This window comes from Cohnella terricola (assembly GCF_007786475.1).
In the GTDB taxonomy this organism is placed as follows: domain Bacteria; phylum Bacillota; class Bacilli; order Paenibacillales; family Paenibacillaceae; genus Cohnella; species Cohnella terricola.
In genome coordinates, this window is the sequence record NZ_VNJJ01000019.1 from 14,045 (window position 1) to 34,392 (window position 20,348).

At 47.8% G+C, this 20,348-nt stretch carries 10 protein-coding genes; 9 read left to right on the forward strand and 1 reads right to left on the reverse strand.

Features of this window, described 5'->3' with window-relative positions:
• Positions 1-12 precede the first annotated feature (12 nt).
• The 3 genes from FPZ45_RS22165 (at position 13) to FPZ45_RS22175 (ending at position 8,413) form a co-directional block, all read left to right on the forward strand.
• Positions 13-3,150, forward strand: a complete 3,138-nt coding sequence (locus FPZ45_RS22165) for an alpha-mannosidase (RefSeq protein ID WP_144706633.1) — start codon at positions 13-15, stop codon at positions 3,148-3,150.
• Between the two features lie 33 nt (positions 3,151-3,183).
• On the forward strand, positions 3,184-5,757 hold the full coding sequence (locus tag FPZ45_RS22170; protein ID WP_144706635.1) for a discoidin domain-containing protein: 2,574 nt from the start codon (positions 3,184-3,186) through the stop codon (positions 5,755-5,757).
• A gap of 79 nt (positions 5,758-5,836) precedes the next feature.
• The gene (locus tag FPZ45_RS22175; protein WP_186438516.1) at positions 5,837-8,413 is read left to right on the forward strand and encodes a discoidin domain-containing protein; all 2,577 of its coding nucleotides are present in this window, start codon (positions 5,837-5,839) and stop codon (positions 8,411-8,413) included.
• A gap of 122 nt (positions 8,414-8,535) precedes the next feature.
• Here FPZ45_RS22175 and FPZ45_RS22180 read toward each other — a convergent pair whose 3' ends face one another.
• Entirely contained in the window at positions 8,536-9,999 is a 1,464-nt protein-coding gene (locus FPZ45_RS22180; protein WP_144706638.1) for an ABC transporter substrate-binding protein, read from the reverse strand.
• A gap of 66 nt (positions 10,000-10,065) precedes the next feature.
• Here FPZ45_RS22180 and FPZ45_RS22185 point away from each other — a divergent pair, with 66 nt between their 5' ends.
• The 6 genes from FPZ45_RS22185 (at position 10,066) to FPZ45_RS22210 (ending at position 20,322) form a co-directional block, all read left to right on the forward strand.
• Positions 10,066-11,904, forward strand: coding sequence for a sensor histidine kinase (locus tag FPZ45_RS22185; RefSeq protein WP_144706640.1), 1,839 nt, complete (start codon positions 10,066-10,068; stop codon positions 11,902-11,904).
• A complete protein-coding gene (locus FPZ45_RS22190) occupies positions 11,888-13,492 on the forward strand; it encodes a response regulator (protein ID WP_246120548.1) in 1,605 nt (534 codons plus the stop codon). Before FPZ45_RS22185 ends, FPZ45_RS22190 begins: the two co-directional genes overlap by 17 nt.
• Before the next feature lie 151 nt (positions 13,493-13,643).
• Positions 13,644-14,582, forward strand: a complete 939-nt coding sequence (locus tag FPZ45_RS22195) for an ABC transporter permease (protein ID WP_144706644.1) — start codon at positions 13,644-13,646, stop codon at positions 14,580-14,582.
• Positions 14,583-14,593: 11 nt separating this feature from the next.
• A complete protein-coding gene (locus FPZ45_RS22200) occupies positions 14,594-15,493 on the forward strand; it encodes a carbohydrate ABC transporter permease (protein ID WP_144706646.1) in 900 nt (299 codons plus the stop codon).
• 69 nt (positions 15,494-15,562) lie between these two features.
• Positions 15,563-17,134 carry an ABC transporter substrate-binding protein gene (locus FPZ45_RS22205; RefSeq protein ID WP_144706647.1) on the forward strand — a complete coding sequence of 524 codons (1,572 nt, stop codon included), beginning with the start codon at positions 15,563-15,565 and terminating at the stop codon, positions 17,132-17,134.
• Between the two features lie 398 nt (positions 17,135-17,532).
• The gene (locus tag FPZ45_RS22210; RefSeq protein ID WP_186438517.1) at positions 17,533-20,322 is read left to right on the forward strand and encodes a discoidin domain-containing protein; all 2,790 of its coding nucleotides are present in this window, start codon (positions 17,533-17,535) and stop codon (positions 20,320-20,322) included.
• The last annotated feature ends 26 nt before the right edge of the window (positions 20,323-20,348 follow it).

The window sequence follows — 20,348 nt, forward strand, 5'->3', positions numbered from 1 at the left end:
GGAGAACACACCATGTTTTGGACGGAAGAAAAACTAACGCAGAGATTGATCGAATTGGAGAAATATCGCTGTCAAGACCTTGTAAAGCTAGAGGAATGGTCGTTCCTCGTCGATGAGGAAAAACGGAATGGCGCGCACCCGCCAGAGCAAGGCGAGTGGCAAACGGTCGGCAACGGCTATCGCTGGGAAGGGCGCGATCTCTACGCATGGCTGCGTAAAAAAGTGCGCGTGCCGGCCGAATGGGCGGGCCGCGTCGCATTGGGGCTTTTCGACTTGGGCACGACCGGTTCTGCCCATAACTCGGGTTTCGAGTCGCTGATGTATGTGAACGGAGTGCCGTTCCAAGGCGTCGATTCGAATCACCGGGAAGTATTCCTGCCGGACGCTTGGGCGGGGCAGGAAATCGACATCTGTTTCCGGTTGTGGTCCGGTTTGGAAGGCGGCGGCGAGCCGCAAATCCAGGAGCACCGGATCCGCAGGATGGACCTCGCCTTGCTGCATGAGGCAGCGGATCGCCTTTATTACTTAGGTCGAGCGGTACTCGAAACGGTGAAGCAGCTGTCGGACGTCCAGCCGGAGCGACAGAAGCTGCTAAAGGCCGTCGACCGCGCGTTTAAGCTGCTCGATTGGTCGCGGCCCGGCTCCGAAACGTTCTACGCTTCCGTCGAAGCGGCCGAGGCGTGCTTGGAGCAAGAGGCGGCAACGTGGGATAAATCGGATGAAGTGACCGTTCGCTGCATCGGACATACGCATATCGACGTCGCATGGCTGTGGCGCCTCACCCATACCCGTGAAAAGGCGGCGCGTTCCTTTTCCACCGTGCTGCGCTTGATGGAGAAATATCCGGAATACGTCTTCCTCCAAGCCCAGCCGCAATTATATGAATATATCAAGCAAGATTACCCGGAGATTTACACACAAATTCGCGAACGCGTTCGTGAAGGGAGGTGGGAAGCTGGCGGCGCGATGTGGCTGGAGGCAGACTGCAACTTGACGAGCGGAGAATCGATCGTGCGCCAGATTTTGTACGGCACGCGGTTTTTCAAACGGGAGTTTGACGCGGACTGCACGTATTTGTGGTTGCCTGACGTGTTCGGGTATAGCTGGGCGTTGCCGCAAATTTTGAAAAAGTCCGGCATCGACACGTTCATGACGACCAAGATCAGCTGGAACCAGTACAATCGGATGCCGCACGATACGTTCCGCTGGCGCGGAATCGACGGCACCGAGGTGCTGACGCACTTCGTGACAACGCCTGAAATGCCGGAAGCCGCTTATTGGTGGTACACGTATAACGGCCAAATCGAGCCCTATTCGGTCAAAGGTATTTGGGACGGCTACCGCGACAAAAACGTGAACCAAGAACTGCTGCTCTCCTACGGCTATGGCGACGGCGGGGGCGGCGTGAACCGTGACATGCTGGAAACGCGCCGTCGGCTGGACCGGATACCGGGGCTGCCGAAAGTAACGACCGGGCGCGCCGACGAATACTTCGCGAAGCTTCGCGAGACGGTCGCGTCCACGGACCAATACGTCCACGTGTGGGACGGCGAGCTGTATCTCGAATACCACAGAGGAACCTACACGAGCCAAGCATTCGTCAAACGGGCGAACCGTAAGCTTGAGCTGCTATACCGCGAAGCAGAATGGATGCAGACGTTCGCCGCGCTGGTGGCGGGCGACTGGTCCGGTTACCGTCAGCAAAGCCTGTACGAGGGGTGGAAAACAGTGCTGCGCAACCAGTTCCACGATATTATCCCAGGCTCCTCGATTCCGGAAGTGTATGCGGACGCTCGTCTCGAGTACGCGGAAGCGGAGCAGATCGGGCAGGACGTTTGGCACGACGGCGTGCATACCGTCGTCTCGGCCGACGCCAATACGTGGACAGTGATTAACGGCTCATTCTTTGTGCGATCGGAGCCGGTGGTCATCCCTAACGGTCCAACTGCGGATACAGGCCGATGGGTAACGACCGACGGCGCCGAGCTGCGCGCCGTACGAGATGAGGCAGGCTGGACCGTGTTGCTGGAAAACGCGAAGCCGTACAGCGCGACGACGGTCCGCTTCGAGGCGGGGGGGATGGGTGCTGTCGCAGGGGAAGCTGTTTTCGCGTTCGACGGCGCGAGCTTAGCGACGCCGCACTACGAGATCGCATGGAACGAAGCGGGGCAACTGACGCGCGTCTACGACAAGGCTGCGTGCCGCGAAGTGCTCGCGAAGGGCGAACGCGGCAACGTATTGCAAGTGTTCGAAGATAAACCGAAAATGTTCGAGGCTTGGGACATCGACTTGTTCTATCAAGAAAAGCAGCGCGAAGTACGGGATTTGCGGTCCGTCGAGTTGCTCACTTGCGATGCGCTATCCGCGACCGTCCAGTTCGAATGGCGTTACATGAGTTCGACCGTCATTCAGCGGATGAAGGTCTACGCGGACAGCCGGCGCATCGATTTTGAAACGGAAGTCGACTGGCACGAGAAGCAGCAATTGTTGAAAGTTGCGTTCCCGGTGAATATTCGGGCGACGGAAGCGACGTACGACATCCAGTTCGGCAACGTGAAGCGCCCGACGCACTGGAACACGAGCTGGGATTACGCGCGATTCGAAACGGTCGGTCATCAATGGGCGGACTTATCCGAACGCGGCTATGGCGTCAGCTTGCTCAATGATTGCAAATATGGACACGACATCAAAGACAACGTCATCCGCTTGTCCTTGATTAAGTCGGCGACGTTCCCGGATCCGAACGCGGACCAAGGCCGCCATGCGTTCACGTACTCGCTGTTGCCGCACGAAGGAGATTGGGTCGCCGGGCGGACGGTGCAAGAAGCTTGGGCATTGAATCAACCGCTAACCGTCGCGGCCGGTCAAGCGATGCTGTATTCGAAATCGCTATTGCGGCTCGACCGTGACAATGTGGCGATCGATGCGGTGAAAAAGGCGGAAGACGCGAACGCCGTGATCGTGCGCTTGCATGAGTTTACGGGAGCCCGCGTGACTGTGAACCTATCGAGCGACTATCGGATCCTGTCCTGGCAGGAAACCGACCTGATGGAGCGTCCGCTTGGCGAAGTGAGATCGGACGGAACGATTGTGTTCGACTGTTCACCATATGAAATCAAAACTTTCTTAATCCATATGGAAGTTTGCTAGCCAAATGTTGATATTTATTTAAGGAGGATTGTTATGTTAAAGAAAGGTTTGAGACAATCTATCTCCATGGTGTTGCTATCCGCAATGACTCTCGTTTTGGGAGTCATTGCACCAGTTCCCGGGCAGAGTGTTCACGCCGCAGGCCCGTATGAAGGCACGTATCAGGTGACTCCAGCTCCTGAATGGGATGATGTATTCAATAATACGAACCATGGGGGAGACGATTTTCAATGGATTCCTTTTGGGATTAAAAACCGTCAAGGCCAGGGAACAGCATCAACAAAATCAGCGATTTTATTTGCCGATTCCTATATTAACGGTAATTTCATCTATGGAAGCTCGATGGGACAATACACGGGTATTACCGCCAATAAATCTTTAATCAACTGGTTTTGGGGGCCAAACGGTCAAAAGCAAAGCTATAACCCCATGTGGGGGATTGAAAAGGCGGAAAGCGGCTACTCAGGAACGGTTGCCTGGAACCTTGTCAGCGGCTATGGAATGAGCGGGATTAGAAACACTTCGGACACTCATGATACGGACTATCGTAAAATGTGGCTTTCAGACCGTTCTCCGTCAGCCGCTAACAGCTACATTATTATTGACGCTTATGCGACTAGAAACCTGGGCAAGATGTATATTTGGAATTTTAATGAGCAAGGAAATACAAGTAAAGGCTTAAAGAATATCAAAGTATTCACGTCCACAGATGGAGTCAACTATACGGAATTCACTGGAAGCGGATATCCGTTCCAGATTCCGCAAGCAAGTGGCACGGCCCCCAATGCCTACAACAAAATGATTGATTTGAACTCAACTTCAGCCAGATATGTGAAAATTACATTTAATCCTGTTTCCAACGACGGTAACTGGGGATTTCCTGATATGTATGGCCTCAGTGCTGTCCGAATCTATGACAACTCAGGCAAAAAGCTGGTTTTATCCGCCAAGGCCGGTTCAACGGTTACCAGAAATTTATATCCGAATAATCAAAGTTGGAATGAGTCGGCGATTTCATTAGGTAATTATGTGTATTTTGTCCTTCATGGCGCAGCAGGTTGTTGTACTCCGTATGAAGCCAATGCCACTCAGCTCATGAGATATACCATAAATAATGGCGCAATAGATTTTAACTCACTCATCGCAATTGACGGATTGCCTTTAGCCTATTATCCGGACATTCCAAGCGGCTTCTCGCCTAATGCACATGACGCAAGGGTCGGCAATACTTATCGGGTTAAACAATTTGAAAATTTAAGCTACTGGGAAGATGACGATGGTTATATTTATGCCCTTGGCGCCGATGAAACGTTTACCTATGGAGCTTGGAACGAGTATTCCAAATTACTTCTCTCAAGAGTTCCTAAAAATAGTTTTGAAGATTTTAATGCAAGAGAATATTGGAATGGCACAGCTTGGACGTCGTTATATGAAACCGCTGCCAACTTAAAGGATGTATTCGGTAACGATGTGGGGCCTGTCGGCAATAATCCTGGTTTCTTCAAAGCTCAGGGTGGCCAGTTGGATGGCAAATTTGTTCTGGTTTATATGGAAGGCGTGGATGGAAGTTCCTTCTTCAGGGTAGCCGATCGGCCTTCGGGACCGTGGAGCGATAAAAACCTTTTGTACGCGCGAAATGGCAATGAACACATTTACAACACAGGCGCTGTACCCTTTATATCTCAAAATGGAGAGTTTTACTTTTATTTAATTAAAGATGAACATACGATGAAATTCTTCAAGTATTCAGAAGGGCAAAGTGGAAAAGGTACGAATTTGGCATTAAATAAAGCTGCTACGGCTGACAGTGTGTGCGATCCCTCAGAATCGGCGGCCAAAGCCGTGGACGGCAGCATAATCAATAACAGCAAATGGTGCTCCAAATCTAACAATCGTTGGCTGCAAATCGATCTCGGTTCCGTGCAGCAAGTAAACCAGTTTGTTATCAAGCATGCATCGGAAGGCGGAGAGAGCAGCTCGTTGAACACGAAAGCTTACAATATCCAGGTCAGCAACGATGGTACAAACTGGAGTACAGTGGTCAACGTAAGCAATAATACAGGTGGCGTTACGACAGACAATATTACGTCAACATCGGCTCGCTATATCAAGTTGAACGTTACAACACCTACGCAGACCACAGATCCTGCTGCAAGGATCTATGAGTTTGAAGTATACGGACCTCGAAATTTGGCATTAAATAAGGCCGCAACGGCTGACAGCTCGTGTGATCCTTCAGAATCTGCACCTAAAGCCGTAGACGGCAGTGTCATCAATAACAGCAAATGGTGCTCCAAATCTAATAACCGTTGGCTGCAAGTCGATCTTGGCTCCGCGCAGCAAGTGAACCGATTTGTCATCAAGCATTCTTCCGAAGGAGGGGAGTCCGCTTCTTATAACACGAAGGCTTACAATATCCAGATTAGCAACGATGGTACGAACTGGAATACAGTGGTCAACGTAACGAACAATACGAACGGTATTACGGTAGACAATATAACCGCAGTATCGGCTAGATATATCAAGTTGAACGTTACGACGCCTACACAAACTACAGACCCTGCTGCTAGAATCTATGAGTTTGAGGTATACGGACCAAGTTCTTAAACGTAGGTCAGATGGGGATGCATATACCAGCGATATGCACCCCATTAACCCTATAAAATTCCTTTTGAGGAGGAGAATTATGTTAAATGCACGGTTGAGAAAATCGATTTCCGTGGTATTCATGTCCGTAGTGACTCTTGTTTTGGGAGCGGTTACACCAGCCCCCGGACAGAGCGTTCACGCAGCAGGTCCGTATGAAGGCACATACCAGGTGACGCCGGCTTATGACTGGGAAAATGTATTCAATAATACGGGTCATGGGGGAGACGGTTTTCAATGGGTTCCATTTGGAGTTAAAAACCGCCAAGGTCAGGGAACCGCGACAACTAATTCGGCGATCTTCTTTGCCGACTCCTATATTAACGGTAATTTTATTTACGGAAGCTCGCTGGGACAATTCACGGGTATTGCCGCGAACGCTTCTTTAATCAACTGGTATTGGGGAACAAACGGTCAAAAGCAAAATTTTTCTCCTATGTGGGGAATTGAAAAGGCGGAAAGCGGCTACTCGGGAACGGTTGCCTGGAACCTTGTCAGCGGTTATGGAATGAGCGGAATTAGAAATACAACGGACACGCATGATACGAATAATCTGAGAATGTGGCTGTCAGACCATAATCCGTCAGTCAATAATAGCAACATTATTTTTGACTCTTATGCGACGAGAAATCTGGGTAAGTTGTATATTTGGAACTATAATGAGCCGTCAAATACAAATAAAGGATTAAAAAACATCAAAGTATTCACATCTACAGATGGTGTTAACTATACGGAATTCACAGGAAGCGGTTATCCGTATCAGATTCCGCAAGCAAGCGGTACGGCCCCCACTGCCTACAACAAAATGATTGATTTGAACTCAACATCAGCCAGATATGTGAAAATTACATTTAATCCTGTTTCCAATGACGGTAACTGGGGAAGTTCTGACATGTATGGCCTTAGCGCAGTCCGAATTTATGATACCTCGGGCAATAAGCTGGTTTTATCGGCCAAGGCGGGTTCAACGTCAATCAGAAATTTATACCCGAATAACCAGAGTTGGAATTCGGCCGCTTTTTCATTAGGTAATTATGTGTATTTTGTCGTTCATGGTACAGCTGGTTGCTGTACTCCATATGCAGCAAATGCGGCACAGCTGTTGAGATATACAGTAACGAACGGGCAAATTGATTTTAGCTCGCTTAAGGCAATTGATGCGTTACCTTATCTCTATTATCCGGACATTCCGAGCGGATTTTCTCCTAATTCAGGCGATGCAAAAATCGGCAATACCTATCACATTAAATTTTTTGAAAACTTAAGCTTTTGGGACGACGACGATGGATATATTTATATGCTCGGTAATGATGAAACGTTTACCTACGGAGCTTGGAACGAGTATTCCAAATTAGTTCTCTCTAGAGTCCCCAGAAACAGTTTTGAAGATTTTAATGCAAGAGAATATTGGAATGGTACGGGTTGGACATCTCTATATGAGACTGCTGCTACCTTAAAAGACGTATCCGGTAACGAAATCGGACCTGTCGGCAATGATCCATCTTTGTTTAAAGCACAGGGTGGCCAGTTGGATGGCAAATACGTGCTTGTTTATATGGAGGGCGTGGACGGGAACTCCTATTTCAGGGTGGCCAATCATCCAGAGGGGCCATGGAGCGATAAAAACCTCTTGGTTGCACGTAATGGCACGGAACATATTTATAACACGGGTGCAGTACCCTTTATATCCCAGAATGGAGAGTTTTACTTCTATTTAATTAAAGATGAACATACGTTGAAATTCTTCAAGTATTCCGAAGGAAGAAGTGGAAATAATTCGAATTTGGCATTAAATAAAACTGCCACGGCTGACAGTGTGTGCGATCCCTCAGAATCAGCAGCCAAAGCCGTGGACGGCAGTGTAATTAATAACAGCAAATGGTGCTCCAAATCAAACAACCGCTGGCTGCAAGTCGATCTCGGTTCCGTTCAAGTCATAAACAAATTCGTCACCAAGCATGCGTCGGCAGGAGGAGAGTCCGCAACCTGGAACACGAAATCTTATAACATTCAGGTCAGCAACGATGGTGCAAACTGGAGTACAGTGGTTAATGTAAGCAATAATACGAGTGGCGTTACGACTGACAATATTACGGCAATATCGGCTCGCTATATCAAGTTGAACGTTACGACGCCTACGCAAAACACAGACCCTGCGGCAAGAATTTATGAGTTCGAAGTATACGGACCGCCAAATTTGGCATTATCTAAACCTGCTACTGCCGATAGTTCGTGTACGGCCTCACAAACGGCAGACAAAGCCGTGGACGGCAGCGTATTCTTTGACAGCAAATGGTGTTCCAGATCGAACAACCGTTGGCTGCAAATCGATCTCGGTTCCGTTCAAGTCGTAAACAAATTTGTTATCAGGCATGCATCGGAAGGTGGAGAGCCCGCAGCTTGGAATTCGAAGGCTTACAACATTCAGGTCAGCAACGATGGTACAAACTGGAATACAGTGGTCACTGTAAACAATAATACAAGCGGCGTTACGGTTGACAATATTTCAAATGTTTCAGCTCGGTACATTAAGTTGAACGTGACGACACCGTCTTCGCTAGCTGATGACCCTGCAGCAAGAATCTATGAGTTTGAAGTGTATGGACCCAATTCATAGACATAGAATCCCAACATAGTTGGGGGCTAAGTCACATGAAAAACCAAGGGGCTAGGCGATTAGTTCTCGCTTAACCTCTTGGTTTTTTGACTTTGCGGTTGCTCCCCTACCCGGTGCCGAGCTTAGTGGATAAGAACGGGACCAGTTCGGATTTCATCCGGCGTATTCGCATATTTTAACGGTTTTTTCGGATCGAAATTCGGGAAAACGTACTGATTCACACCGATGAGTTGATTGTATATCGCCAGATCCAACGAGGTGTTAAATTGTTGCGTCATCTCTTTCAGCGCCGATTCGGGTTGCTTTGCTCCTTGCAGGATTTCCCTGTAGGTCCTCATGCGCGCTTCATCTCCCCAGATCGACGAAGCGATCGATGATCCCGAGTCCGCCAATCCGAATTTAGGCTCTTTCGGGTAAGGGGATTCGTTCGAGCGAGGAAGAAAAGCTTCCAAATCGGGTGACAAAGTTTGATATTGTGGATTCCCCGTAATCGTAGTAAGCGTCGGGATCACGTCCCCCTGCTCGTACAATGCGCCTTGAAATTCTCGCGAGATAAGAAACCGCAACAGTTCGAAAGCTTCTTGTTTATGTACCGTAAACGTATTGATGACGAACGGCGGTTCGATGTCGATCATTAGCGCGCCGTTGTCGGCTTTAGATGCATCCAATAGCGGCGGCATCGCGGTTCCCCAGGAGAAATTCATTAGGTTCATGCGGAACAATTGAGCAATATCGGAGTTCGTAGCGTACATCATCCCGATATTACCTTCGGCAAACTGGGATAAAGCCGTATCGTTCTTTAGCGAAATCTCGCCGGGAAACAAGCCGCCATTGCTTTTCATCTCGAGAATCGTCTGGAACCACGGTTCGTATACGGAAAAATCGAATTTTCCCTTGCGAAAATCATAATAATAAACCCCGCTAAGGGTACCCGCTATTTCCAAAGGACGGCGAAACCCTGCCTTGTCGTCTCCACCCGGGAGAGCAAAGCCGTATCTTCGGAATCCGGTGCCTGCCGTCGATATTTTGATTGCGCAATCTTTCATTTCAGATAAGGTGGAGGGTGGCCGAGTGGAATCGCAGCCGGCTCCGTCAAGCAGCTCTTTGTTATAAATGAGCCGAAGAGTGTTCATACCGGTCGGTATCGCGTAATAGCGTCCGTTTTTTTGCTTCGTGTATTCCGTTGCCCATGTAGGATACGGCATTCCTTCAAAGCTTTCGTCTGAAAGATCGACCAGCCACTCCTTGCTGATATACGAATTCAACCAAAGAGTATTTAATTGAAATACGTCCGGGCCTTTACCCGATGTCATCAACCGATTCAACGTAACGTCGTAGTTATCGTGCGGAATTTTGATCAATTCCACGAGCCAATCCGGGTGGGAAGCGTTGAAGTCGGCGATTTGACGTTCCATCTCTTTCGTATCCGCGAATGCTTGAACCGCCATCGAAATCTTGGTGATCGGTTTTTCTATGGTCTGCGAGATCGTTGAATCGGGACTATCGTGTCGTGTGCATCCTGAGATCGCGGATATCGCACAGAAGGCAATCAACCAGGTTCGCGCAAGCCCGAAAGTTCTTTTCAAGGTTATCCATCCCTCTTATAATTGAAATGATCTGTCACTCAACCTTTTTTTGGGAGGCTTAATGCCATGTTTCCGAGACTGGCCTTGTTATCGGGAATGAATCGTATCAGCCTCAAATACAGACTTTTATTATATTTTCTAATGCTTGTCATCTTGCCGACGACGATCATTTCTGTCACGATCTATAACCAGTCTTACCACACAATAACGGAAAATATCAACACCTCGGTGCAAACGAATCTCAATATGGTAGAAGTGGTTTTACTCAAAAAGATCGAAGAAATGGACGAGGCCGCGAATTCGATTTATTTGAACCCCGACATGATCGATCGTTTATCTTCTGATCGGCCATCGGATCAAGTCGATTTCGTGAACGAATTGGCTACGCTTAATAAAATCATCGACGGTTACGATTTGCCAAACCGTTCCGGTTCACGGTTCATTCCTAAGCTCTATATGCTGAACAGGCCGGAGTACACGCAATACAATTTCTCGCGCAACGTGGGGTCGACCAGCGAAATCGAAGACGAGAAGTGGTATGCGAAGCTTCCTCCGAAAGCGCAATATACGATTAGCAGCTTGCAAGCTCCTTCGAAAGCGGGCGGAAGCGGGTACAGTATCAGACTGGCCAAACGGCTGTTCGGCCTGAAGAACGTAACGATCCCATTCGTCGGTGTGCTTACGATTGATGCTGACATCTCTGATTTTGCCGGTGTGCTCGACCAACTGAAACCTTCGGTCAACAGCTCCGTCATGATTCTCGACGGTCAGGCGAACGTGTTGGTCAGTCCGGATCTTTCGATGATCGGACGTAGTTTGGCTAGCGCTCCTTACGTTCATGGCATTATTCGAGGAGCGGGACAAACAGGCACGTTCGAGCAGTCGATTTCGGGAAAAGAAATGCTTGTCTCCTACCGCGAGATTGGCTCGCTCGGTTGGACGGTCGTATCGATGTCCCCGGTCGGCGATTTGAACGGCAAGTTGATCGCGTTCCGCAGGACGATGTATATCGTGTTAGTCTTATGTATGGTAATCGCTGCGCTGATTGCCGTTCTATTGTCCAATAACATAACGAACCCCATCCGCAAGTTCATCAAATCGATGTCGTACGCACAGGAAGGCAATTTTGACATCCAGATCCAGTACAAACGCAAAGACGAGTTTACGCAGCTATTCAGCCAGTATAATGTCATGCTAAAGCAAACCAAAGAGCTCATCAAAAGGCTCATCATCAGCGAGAACAAGAAAAAAGAAGCGGAACTTCAGGCGCTTCAAGCTCAAATCAATCCGCATTTTCTTTATAACACGCTGGATTCCATCAATTGGATTGCTTTGCGGCACAACGTGCCCGATGTCAGCCATATGGTGACGTCCCTCTCGGACTTTTTTAGATACAGCCTAAACAAAGGAAAAAACATCATTTCGATCGAAGACGAAATCCGCCAAGCGGAAAGTTATCTTTCAATTCAAAAGATACGATTCAACGATCGGCTTGGCTACGCGATTCATACGGAGCCTGAGGTTTACGGTTACCAAGCGGTCAAGCTGATTTTACAACCTCTCGTCGAGAACGCCCTTATTCACGGTATCGAAAGAAGACCAGGGAATGGTTATATCGTAATAACGGCGACAAAACGGGGGGATAAAATCGAGATCGAAATCGAGGATAACGGAGTCGGCGCGGATTCGGATAAACTGAACGCGATGCTTAGGGACGAAGGCAATCAAGATAAAACGATCGGTATCTTTAACGTAGATCAGCGAATTAAGCAGGTTTTCGGACCGGAGTTCGGTATCGAATACCGCAATAAGGACGAGCCCGGCTTGATCGTGACAGTAACGCTGCCGGCGACGACTACCTTAGTGGAGGCGAAAGACTTTGCTGAAAATGATCATAGCCGATGACGAATATAACGTCCGGGAAGGGTTAAAGGATTTGGTCAAGTGGGGGGAACTCGGCATAGAAGTGATCGGCCTTGCCGCCGACGGCCAAGAGGCGTACGACCTATGCCGGGAGCTTAAACCCGATATCCTCCTAACGGACATCCGAATGCCTTTAATGGACGGGCTTGAGGCGGGGCTTAAGCTGAAAGAGCTGGATAATCCTATTCGGATCATCATTATCAGCGGCGCACAGGACTTTAACTATGCGAAAATCGCGCTCAACATAAACGCGGACGGCTACATTTTGAAACCGATCAAAATCCCCGAGTTGGTGGAGACGGCCCGCAAAATCGTCGCTTCCATCGAAAGAGAACGCAACCGCGAGGAAAACAACGATAGATTGAAGCGCCAACTGCAGGAAAATATGCCGATGCTTCGGGAGAAATTATGGGCGAATTTAACGCAGGGGATGTACGGCAGCGAGAAGGAGGTTCGGGACAAATTACAATTTTTCGGAATGCCCTTCGAACGAAACGGGAATTGGTCCGTCGCGGTGCTGCAAATCGACGATTACGAACAAGCGATCGAAAGATATAGCGAAGAGAATAGGCAACTATTGTCCTTTTCTATTCTCAACATCGCGGAGGAAATCGCCGGACGAGAAGCGGTATTTTCCTTCAGCATGAACGAGAACGAAACGGTCATCGTTTTTCGGCATGGGGATCAAGGAAGCGATCTGCTGGCGAATATATGCCAGGAAATCGGCGATAACGTTGATAAGTATTTAAAAATGACGGTTTCGGCAGGAATCGGAAGCCGGGTAAATGCCTACGTCGATTTGCAGGTTTCCTATCGGGAGGCGCAAGCGGCGATCAAATATAAGTTCTATACCGGCAAAAACTCTATCCTTCACTTCGCAGATGTTCGCCCGGGAAGCCGCGGGATTGAATTTCCAAAGCTCCACGAAGCCGAAAGCAAACTCGTGAACGATATGAAGTTAGGGAGAAGCGGGGATGCCGCGGCCGTTTTGGAAGACATATTCGACAAACTTTGCTCCACCCGCGACTTGCCGATCGATTACGTACAAAGCGTCTGCGTTGAGCTCATCCATATGGCTTCCCGAACGTTCTATGAAATTGGCGAGGACATGAACCGGATTGCGCCTCAACATTCGAACGTCATCCAAGTGATCTACGACAAACGTGAGGCCGTCGAATTGAAAAGCGTTTTGCTCGCCTTTTTCGGGGATTTGACGGATCACTTTTCACATAAATATACGCAAAAGAACAGCAAGCTTATTCAGAAGATCAAGGAAATCATTTCGAATTCCTATATGAAAAACATCACGGTATCACGCATAGCCGAAGATGTGTTCCTATCGCCGAATTATATTAGTCTCATATTCAAGAAAGAAACCGGTGAGGGCATTACGGAGTATATCACGAAAGTGAGAATCGACGCGGCGAAAGAGTTGCTAAAATCGGAGGATTTGAAAGTTCTGGAAATCGCCGAAATGGTCGGTTTCGAGAACGCCACATATTTCAGTACCGTGTTCAAAAAAGTAACAGGCATCCATCCGCAAAAGTATCGCGAGCTCTTACAGGAGTAACGGATGGCGCGGCAAGCTTCTGGCAAATCCGGAAGCTTTTTTTAATGTCGATAGATTTTTTAACTCCGTTATAGATATCTTTATTCCTCGAAAGGCCTTGCCAAAGTAGAATCAGTACATAGATACAGCGTGTGCTAAGGGGGGGAGTTCAATGGTAGAAAATAGCTTTATCCGCGAAATCAGAAAGAACTGGGCGTTGTTTGCCCTGCTGCTGCCGGCGTTCGTCATCGTACTCGTCAACAATTATATCCCGATGCTTGGTTCTTTTATCGCGTTCAAAGACATCAGGTATACAAAGCCGGGGTTCATTCAAAATATGATAGCGAGTCCCTGGGTAGGCTTTAAAAATTTCGAATTCTTGTTCAATTCTAATTCCGCATTCATCATCACCCGCAACACGATTTTGTACAACGTTTTGTTCATGGTTCTCGGTACTGTGTTGGCTGTACTGTTGGCTATTCTCTTGAACGAAGTTACGGGAAAGCGCAAGGCCAAGGTGTATCAAAACATTACGTTTATCCCTTATTTTATCTCTTACGTAGCCGTCGCTTATCTCGTTTATGCCTTCTTAAGCTTCAACTACGGCCTCGTTAATCAAGGATTATTGAAAGCGTTGGGAATCGCGGAGATCGATTGGTATTCATCCAAGGAGTACTGGCCGTTGATCCTTACGATCGTTGTCATGTGGAAATGGACAGGTTATAACGCGGTCGTGTATTTGGCGGGAATTTCGGGCATAAACAGTGAATATTTCGAAGCTGCTCAAATCGACGGAGCTTCGAAAATGAAGCAAATAAGGTACATTACGCTGCCTTCTTTGGCTCCCTTTATCATTATCATGAACCTTCTTGCTTTGGGCCGTATTTTCTACTCGGATTTCGGACTCTTTTTCCAGACGACCATGAATATCGGCGCGTTGTACGACACGACGCTTGTCATCGATACGTACGTGTATAATTCGCTGGCAATCACAGGCGAGTTGGGTATGGCTTCGGCTGCAGGCTTCTACCAGGCGATCGTCGGATTAGCTCTGGTGTTGATGAGCAATTTCGTCGTGAAAAAACTGGACCGAGACAGCGCGTTATTCTAGGAGGTTTGACTTTGGCAGCATCTTTGAGACCACCCGGCGCCATTTCCAGGAAGGCCGAATCCGTTATTAACATCTTCTTTATTTTATTTAGTCTGGTGTGCATTCTTCCGATCGCGTTAGTTCTAATTATTTCTTTCACGGATGAAGGAAGCATCATGCGAAACGGGTATTCCTTCTTCCCCGAATCCTTCAACCTGAATGCCTATCGGTTTATCTTATCCGATACGGCGGCGATCCTTCGTTCTTATTCCGTATCCGGGATTGTCACCTTAAGCGGAACGCTGCTCGGCGTATTATTGACCGCGGCTTACGCCTATCCATTATCCAGGAACGACTTTGCTTATCGGAAGTTTTTCGCGTTCTTCATTGCGTTCACGATGCTCTTTAACGGAGGGCTCGTTCCTTGGTACATCTTGTACGTCAAAGGCTTGGCGATCAAAAATACGTATTTGGCGCTCATGCTCCCGCAATTGGTAAACGGATTTTACGTTATCATTCTTAGAACGTTCATGCAGCACAACATTCCAAAAGAGGTCGTCGAATCGGCGAAGCTGGACGGAGCCGGAGAGTTTCGAATTTTCTTTCAGATTGCGCTTCGATTGGCATTGCCCGGTTTGGCTACCGTCTCTTTATTCCTAAGTTTGAGCTATTGGAACGACTGGTACAATGCGTTGCTGTTCATTGACGAAAAGAAGATGTTTCCGCTGCAGTATCTGATGTACAAAGTAAACGCCAGTATCGACGTGCTGAATACGAGCTCGTTCGCAATCAACACGGCGAATAACGTCCGGCCGAGCGAGTCCGCGAGGATGGCGATGGCGATTGTCGGCATCGGCCCAATCATATTGATCTATCCATTCTTGCAACGGTATTTCGTCAAGGGGCTCACGGTAGGCGCCGTCAAAGGTTAGTTTCGCTAGGCTATATCCGTGTAAACGGTTAGCAAATAAATAAAAAATCAAATTCAATGGAGGGGCAACATGAAAACACGGATTTTTAAGAAATCGCTTTTCCTGTTTACGGCCTTCACGCTTTCGCTCTCGCTCTTATTGGCGGGCTGCAGTAACAACAACGATTCGAAGAATGCTGGTTCCCAAGCTTCCTCGCCGAAGGCATCCGAGTCGGCTCCCTCGTCCGAAAGCGCGAACGCGGTTCCCGAAAAAGAAGTTCATCTTGATTGGTACTACGTGGGCAACAAAGAAGAAGTCGATAACCAGTTGATCAGCGATGAGATCAGCAAATACACCAAAGAAAAAATCAATGCAACCGTGCAAATGCACGTGCTGGACTGGGGATCTTTTAATCAAAAGGTCGAAATGATGATCGCTTCAGGCGAAAAAATCGACGTTCTAAGCACGGGATCGGTGTTGAATTTTCCTCAAATGATTGCTAAGGGCTCTCTCGTGGATATTACGGATTTGTACGACAAGTACGGAAAAGACATTCAGAAGTACATGCCGGAAAGCTTGATCCAAGGCGCCAAATTCGACGGAAAGCTATACGGAGTACCTTTCATCAACATTCTGGGTAGCGCATACGGTCCGGTTGTCCGTAAGGATCTCGTAGAGAAGACCGGCTTCGATATGTCGACGATTCATACATGGTCCGATATGACGAAGCTTTGGGAAGCTTTAAAGAATGTAGAACCGAACTTCACGATTAAAACTTCGGATAACGTCTCAGGTACCGTCAATTTCTTGGCGATGGGATACCAGGTCCTTGGCGATGGTCCGGGATTTTTGAAAGGCAACGACAACCTTGAGGTCGTTAACCCTTACGAAGATCCGGAAGTGCTCGAGAATTTGAAGACGACCCGCGAATGGTATAAAGCAGGATATATCAACAAAGACTCAGCGGTTCCGGGATTCAATCATACGGCTGCTTTGGGCGAAAACAAATTGCACGGCATTGTCGGCCAAGCGAAGGTCGGCATCGAATCCGAAGTATCGGTAGGGATCGGCTCGAAATACGAATTTACGAAAGCGATTCTTCGCAAGCCGATTTTGGATACGTACAGCAGCTACTTCGTTTCCACTTCGATCCCAAGAACGGCAGAGGACCCGGATAGATCCATGATGTTCATCAATCTGCTCATGGGCGATGAGTACGTGCAGAATTTAACAAACTATGGCATCGAAGGTCGTAACTATGTCAAACTTCCAGACGGTAGAATCGACTTCCCGTCGGGAGCCGATCAGGCTAATCTGACCTACAATCCGAATTTGACTTGGGAATGGCAGAACTCCTATATTCAGCTACTTAACAAATCCTATCCTGTCGATTTCGTCGATCAATTGAAGCAGTATAACGATTCTTCCGAACCGTCGATCGCGCTTGGTTTCCATTTCAATGCCGAGCCGGTGAAGAACGAAATCGCGGCATGCGCGAACGTCGAGAAGGAATACGCTCTAGGGTTGTTCATGGGGGCGATTGATCCGGAAAAGACTATTCCGGGTATGATGAAAAAGTTCAAAGCGGCAGGGATCGACAAGATTATCGCCGAGAAGCAAAAACAGCTTGACGCGTGGGCGGCTGCCAACGGCAAAAAGTAATTCATACGGTTAACGCGAAAGGCTGACTTCATCCCATGATCGTCAGCCTTTCCGATTACGGAGGGGAGTTGACGTTTATGAAGAATTCCAAGCAATCAATGTTAAGGAAATTAATAATCCTCACTATGCTGTTTTCTTTAATCTCCACACTCGCTCTGCCGGAGAAAAAAACATTCGCCGCTGATTCTATCACGTCAAGCCAAGCTTTAAGAATCGTTGGCAAATACAAAGGTATTTTTAATACTCCTCCGAGCATTACAAACCCCACTAAAGTATCGGATGCCCCATTGCTCGGGAATGGCGATGTCGGGGTTGCAGTCCTCGGGAATATTCATGCATTAACGTATGTTCTCGGCAAAAACGATTTCTGGTCATTGTCGGAGGGCCGAGTTAAAGCGATGGCTAGAATGAATGTATCGATTCCGAATATGAGCGGCGCTTCTTATCACATGGAGCAGTTGATCGCATCTGGCGAAGTGACCGGAGAGTACACTCTTAATAATGAAATGATTAATACGACGAGTTGGATGCAGGCTACGGATACGACGAGCAACTTATTTGTAACGAAGATTTCTTTTGCCGGAAGTTCTTCGAAAAACGTCAGCATTTCGTTTAATGCAGGCAACAATAATAATTACGGAATTACATACGGCTCTTCGGGAGACGTGTTATACGCGGATGTCCGTGCCGATAACACGGATCAAGTTGGAGGAGTAAATACAAGAAAAGTGAGGATCGCAACACGAATTATAGGTGCGACGGGGACGATCAGCAGCAACAACCTGAACTTCACCCTCCAGCCCGGCGGCAATTATACACTGATTACATCCATTATGAGTAATAGCGACAGCGGGAATTACCAAACAGACGCCATAAACAACATTAATACGAAAACCCAGTCCGATATCAATCATTTAAATACGTCGCATCAAGGCTGGTGGACGGATTATTGGTCCAAATCTTTTGTCAACATTCCGAATAAAGTGATTGAAAAAAATTGGTACGGTTCACTTTATTTATTAGGTTCATCTATTCGGGGCAACGAATACGCTGCAGGTCTTTGGGGAAATTGGATTTTCAGGGACATGGATTGGCTCGGAGACTTTCATCTAAACTACAATTATGAAGTGCCTTATTACGCCCTCTATCCGACCAATCATGTTGATATATCGGACAGCTACGATCAACCGCTTTTGGATTGGATCCCAAAAGGGAAAGCATCAGCATCGGCTTTGGGATATAGCGGGATTTATTACCCGGTAGGCATCGGCCCTCTACCAAACGGAAGCGGGGATTCGGCGTCTTATCTTAACCAGAAGTCCAATGCCGCCTTCGCCGCGACCAACATGCTTATGCGCTATTATTATACGCGAGATACAGCTTATGCGAACAAAGTGTACGCTTATTTGAAAGAAACTGGATTGTTCTGGGAAAGTTATTTGGTTTATGACGGTACTAGGTATGTTATCCAAAACGACGCTCAGAATGAAAACGATCCATATCCGCAAACGAACGGCACGACATCTCTCGCCCTTGTTCGATATTTGTTCAAAGGACTTATCGATATGAGTACGGATTTGAACTTAGATGCGTCGAAGAGAGCGACATGGCAAAATATTTTGGATAAACTCAGCGCCTATCCAACCTATACTTACAACGGTAAAACCATTTACAGGTTCACAGAAATCGGATCTGCCGCACCGACTAGCGCTCTTGGTACGCAGATGATATTCCCGGCGAATCAGATCGGAGCGGACAGCGACGCTGCTACGAAACAAATTGCCTATAACACGGTAGAAGCTGCGATTCAGGATGTTTTTAATTCCGACGGACATTCCAGCATGTTCTTCCCAGCGGCTGTTCGGGTAGGGTATGATCCTAATCTTATTTTGACCAAATTAACAACTTGGTTGTCGAGCTACAATAACTTCTACGTGGCCAAAAACGGAGGAGGTCTGGAAACCTTAGCAAATACCCCTCTAACGCTACACGAAATGCTAGGCCAATCTTTTCAAGGAACGCTACATTTATTCGCAAATTGGCCGACAAATACGCCGGCAAAATTCGGTGATTTTTTGACCGATGGAGGCTTTCTGGTATCTAGCGGCATCGAGAATAACCAAGTTCAGTATATGAGGGTGATCAGTCAAAAGGGGAAAAGCCTAACGTTCGTGAATCCTTGGCCCGGTCAAACTTTGCAAATCTATCGGAACGGGAGCAGTGCCGGGACGTTGTCGGGAAGCACGATCACGATTACTACATCCGTGAACGAGACCATTCATATTGCGCCTTCCGGAACTCCCTATTCGAACATTTTGACGTTAATGGGGCAGCCGATAAGTACAGATGGGAACTCGAGTAATTTAGCGCTTAATAAAGCTGCCAGCGCTACAGATGAATTCACGAACGATGGAAGATATGCATCAACTGCCGTGGATGGAGATGCGAACACATTCTGGAGCTCAAACTTGTGGGCGAACTCTTCTGATTATAAGTGGCTGACAGTAGATCTAGGTCAAAGCTATAACATTCAGAGGTGGGTTGTCACACATGCTGGAGGAACCAGTGATACTCGGGACTTCAAGCTGCAGAAAAGTACGGGGAATGCATCCGGTCCGTGGGTTGACGTGGATACGGTGACGGGAAATACGAGCGACGTAACCGATCGCACCGTTGCTTCGTTTAGCGCACGTTATGTCAGATTGTATATTACGAACCCGGTGCAAAGCGGTAGCCTGTATTCTAGAATCAGAGAGTTTGAATTATACCCGAGTAACAATGTAGCGCTTAATAAAGCTGCCAGCGCTACAGATGAATACACGAACGATGGAAGATATGCATCAACTGCCGTGGATGGAGATGCGAACACATTCTGGAGTTCAAACTTGTGGGCTAACTCTTCTGATTATAAGTGGCTGACGGTAGATCTAGGTCAAAGCTATAACATTCAGAGATGGGTTGTCACTCATGCTGGAGGAACCAGTGATACTCGGGACTTCAAGCTGCAGAAAAGTACGGGGAATGCATCCGGTCCGTGGGTTGACGTGGATACGGTGACGGGAAATACGAGCGACGCAACCGATCGCACCGTTGCTTCGTTTAGCGCACGTTATGTCAGAGTGTATATTACAAACCCGGTGCAAAGCGGTGGCCTGTATTCTAGAATCAGAGAGTTTGAATTGTATTAGGGTTTTTCTAAACAATTTTATGAAGC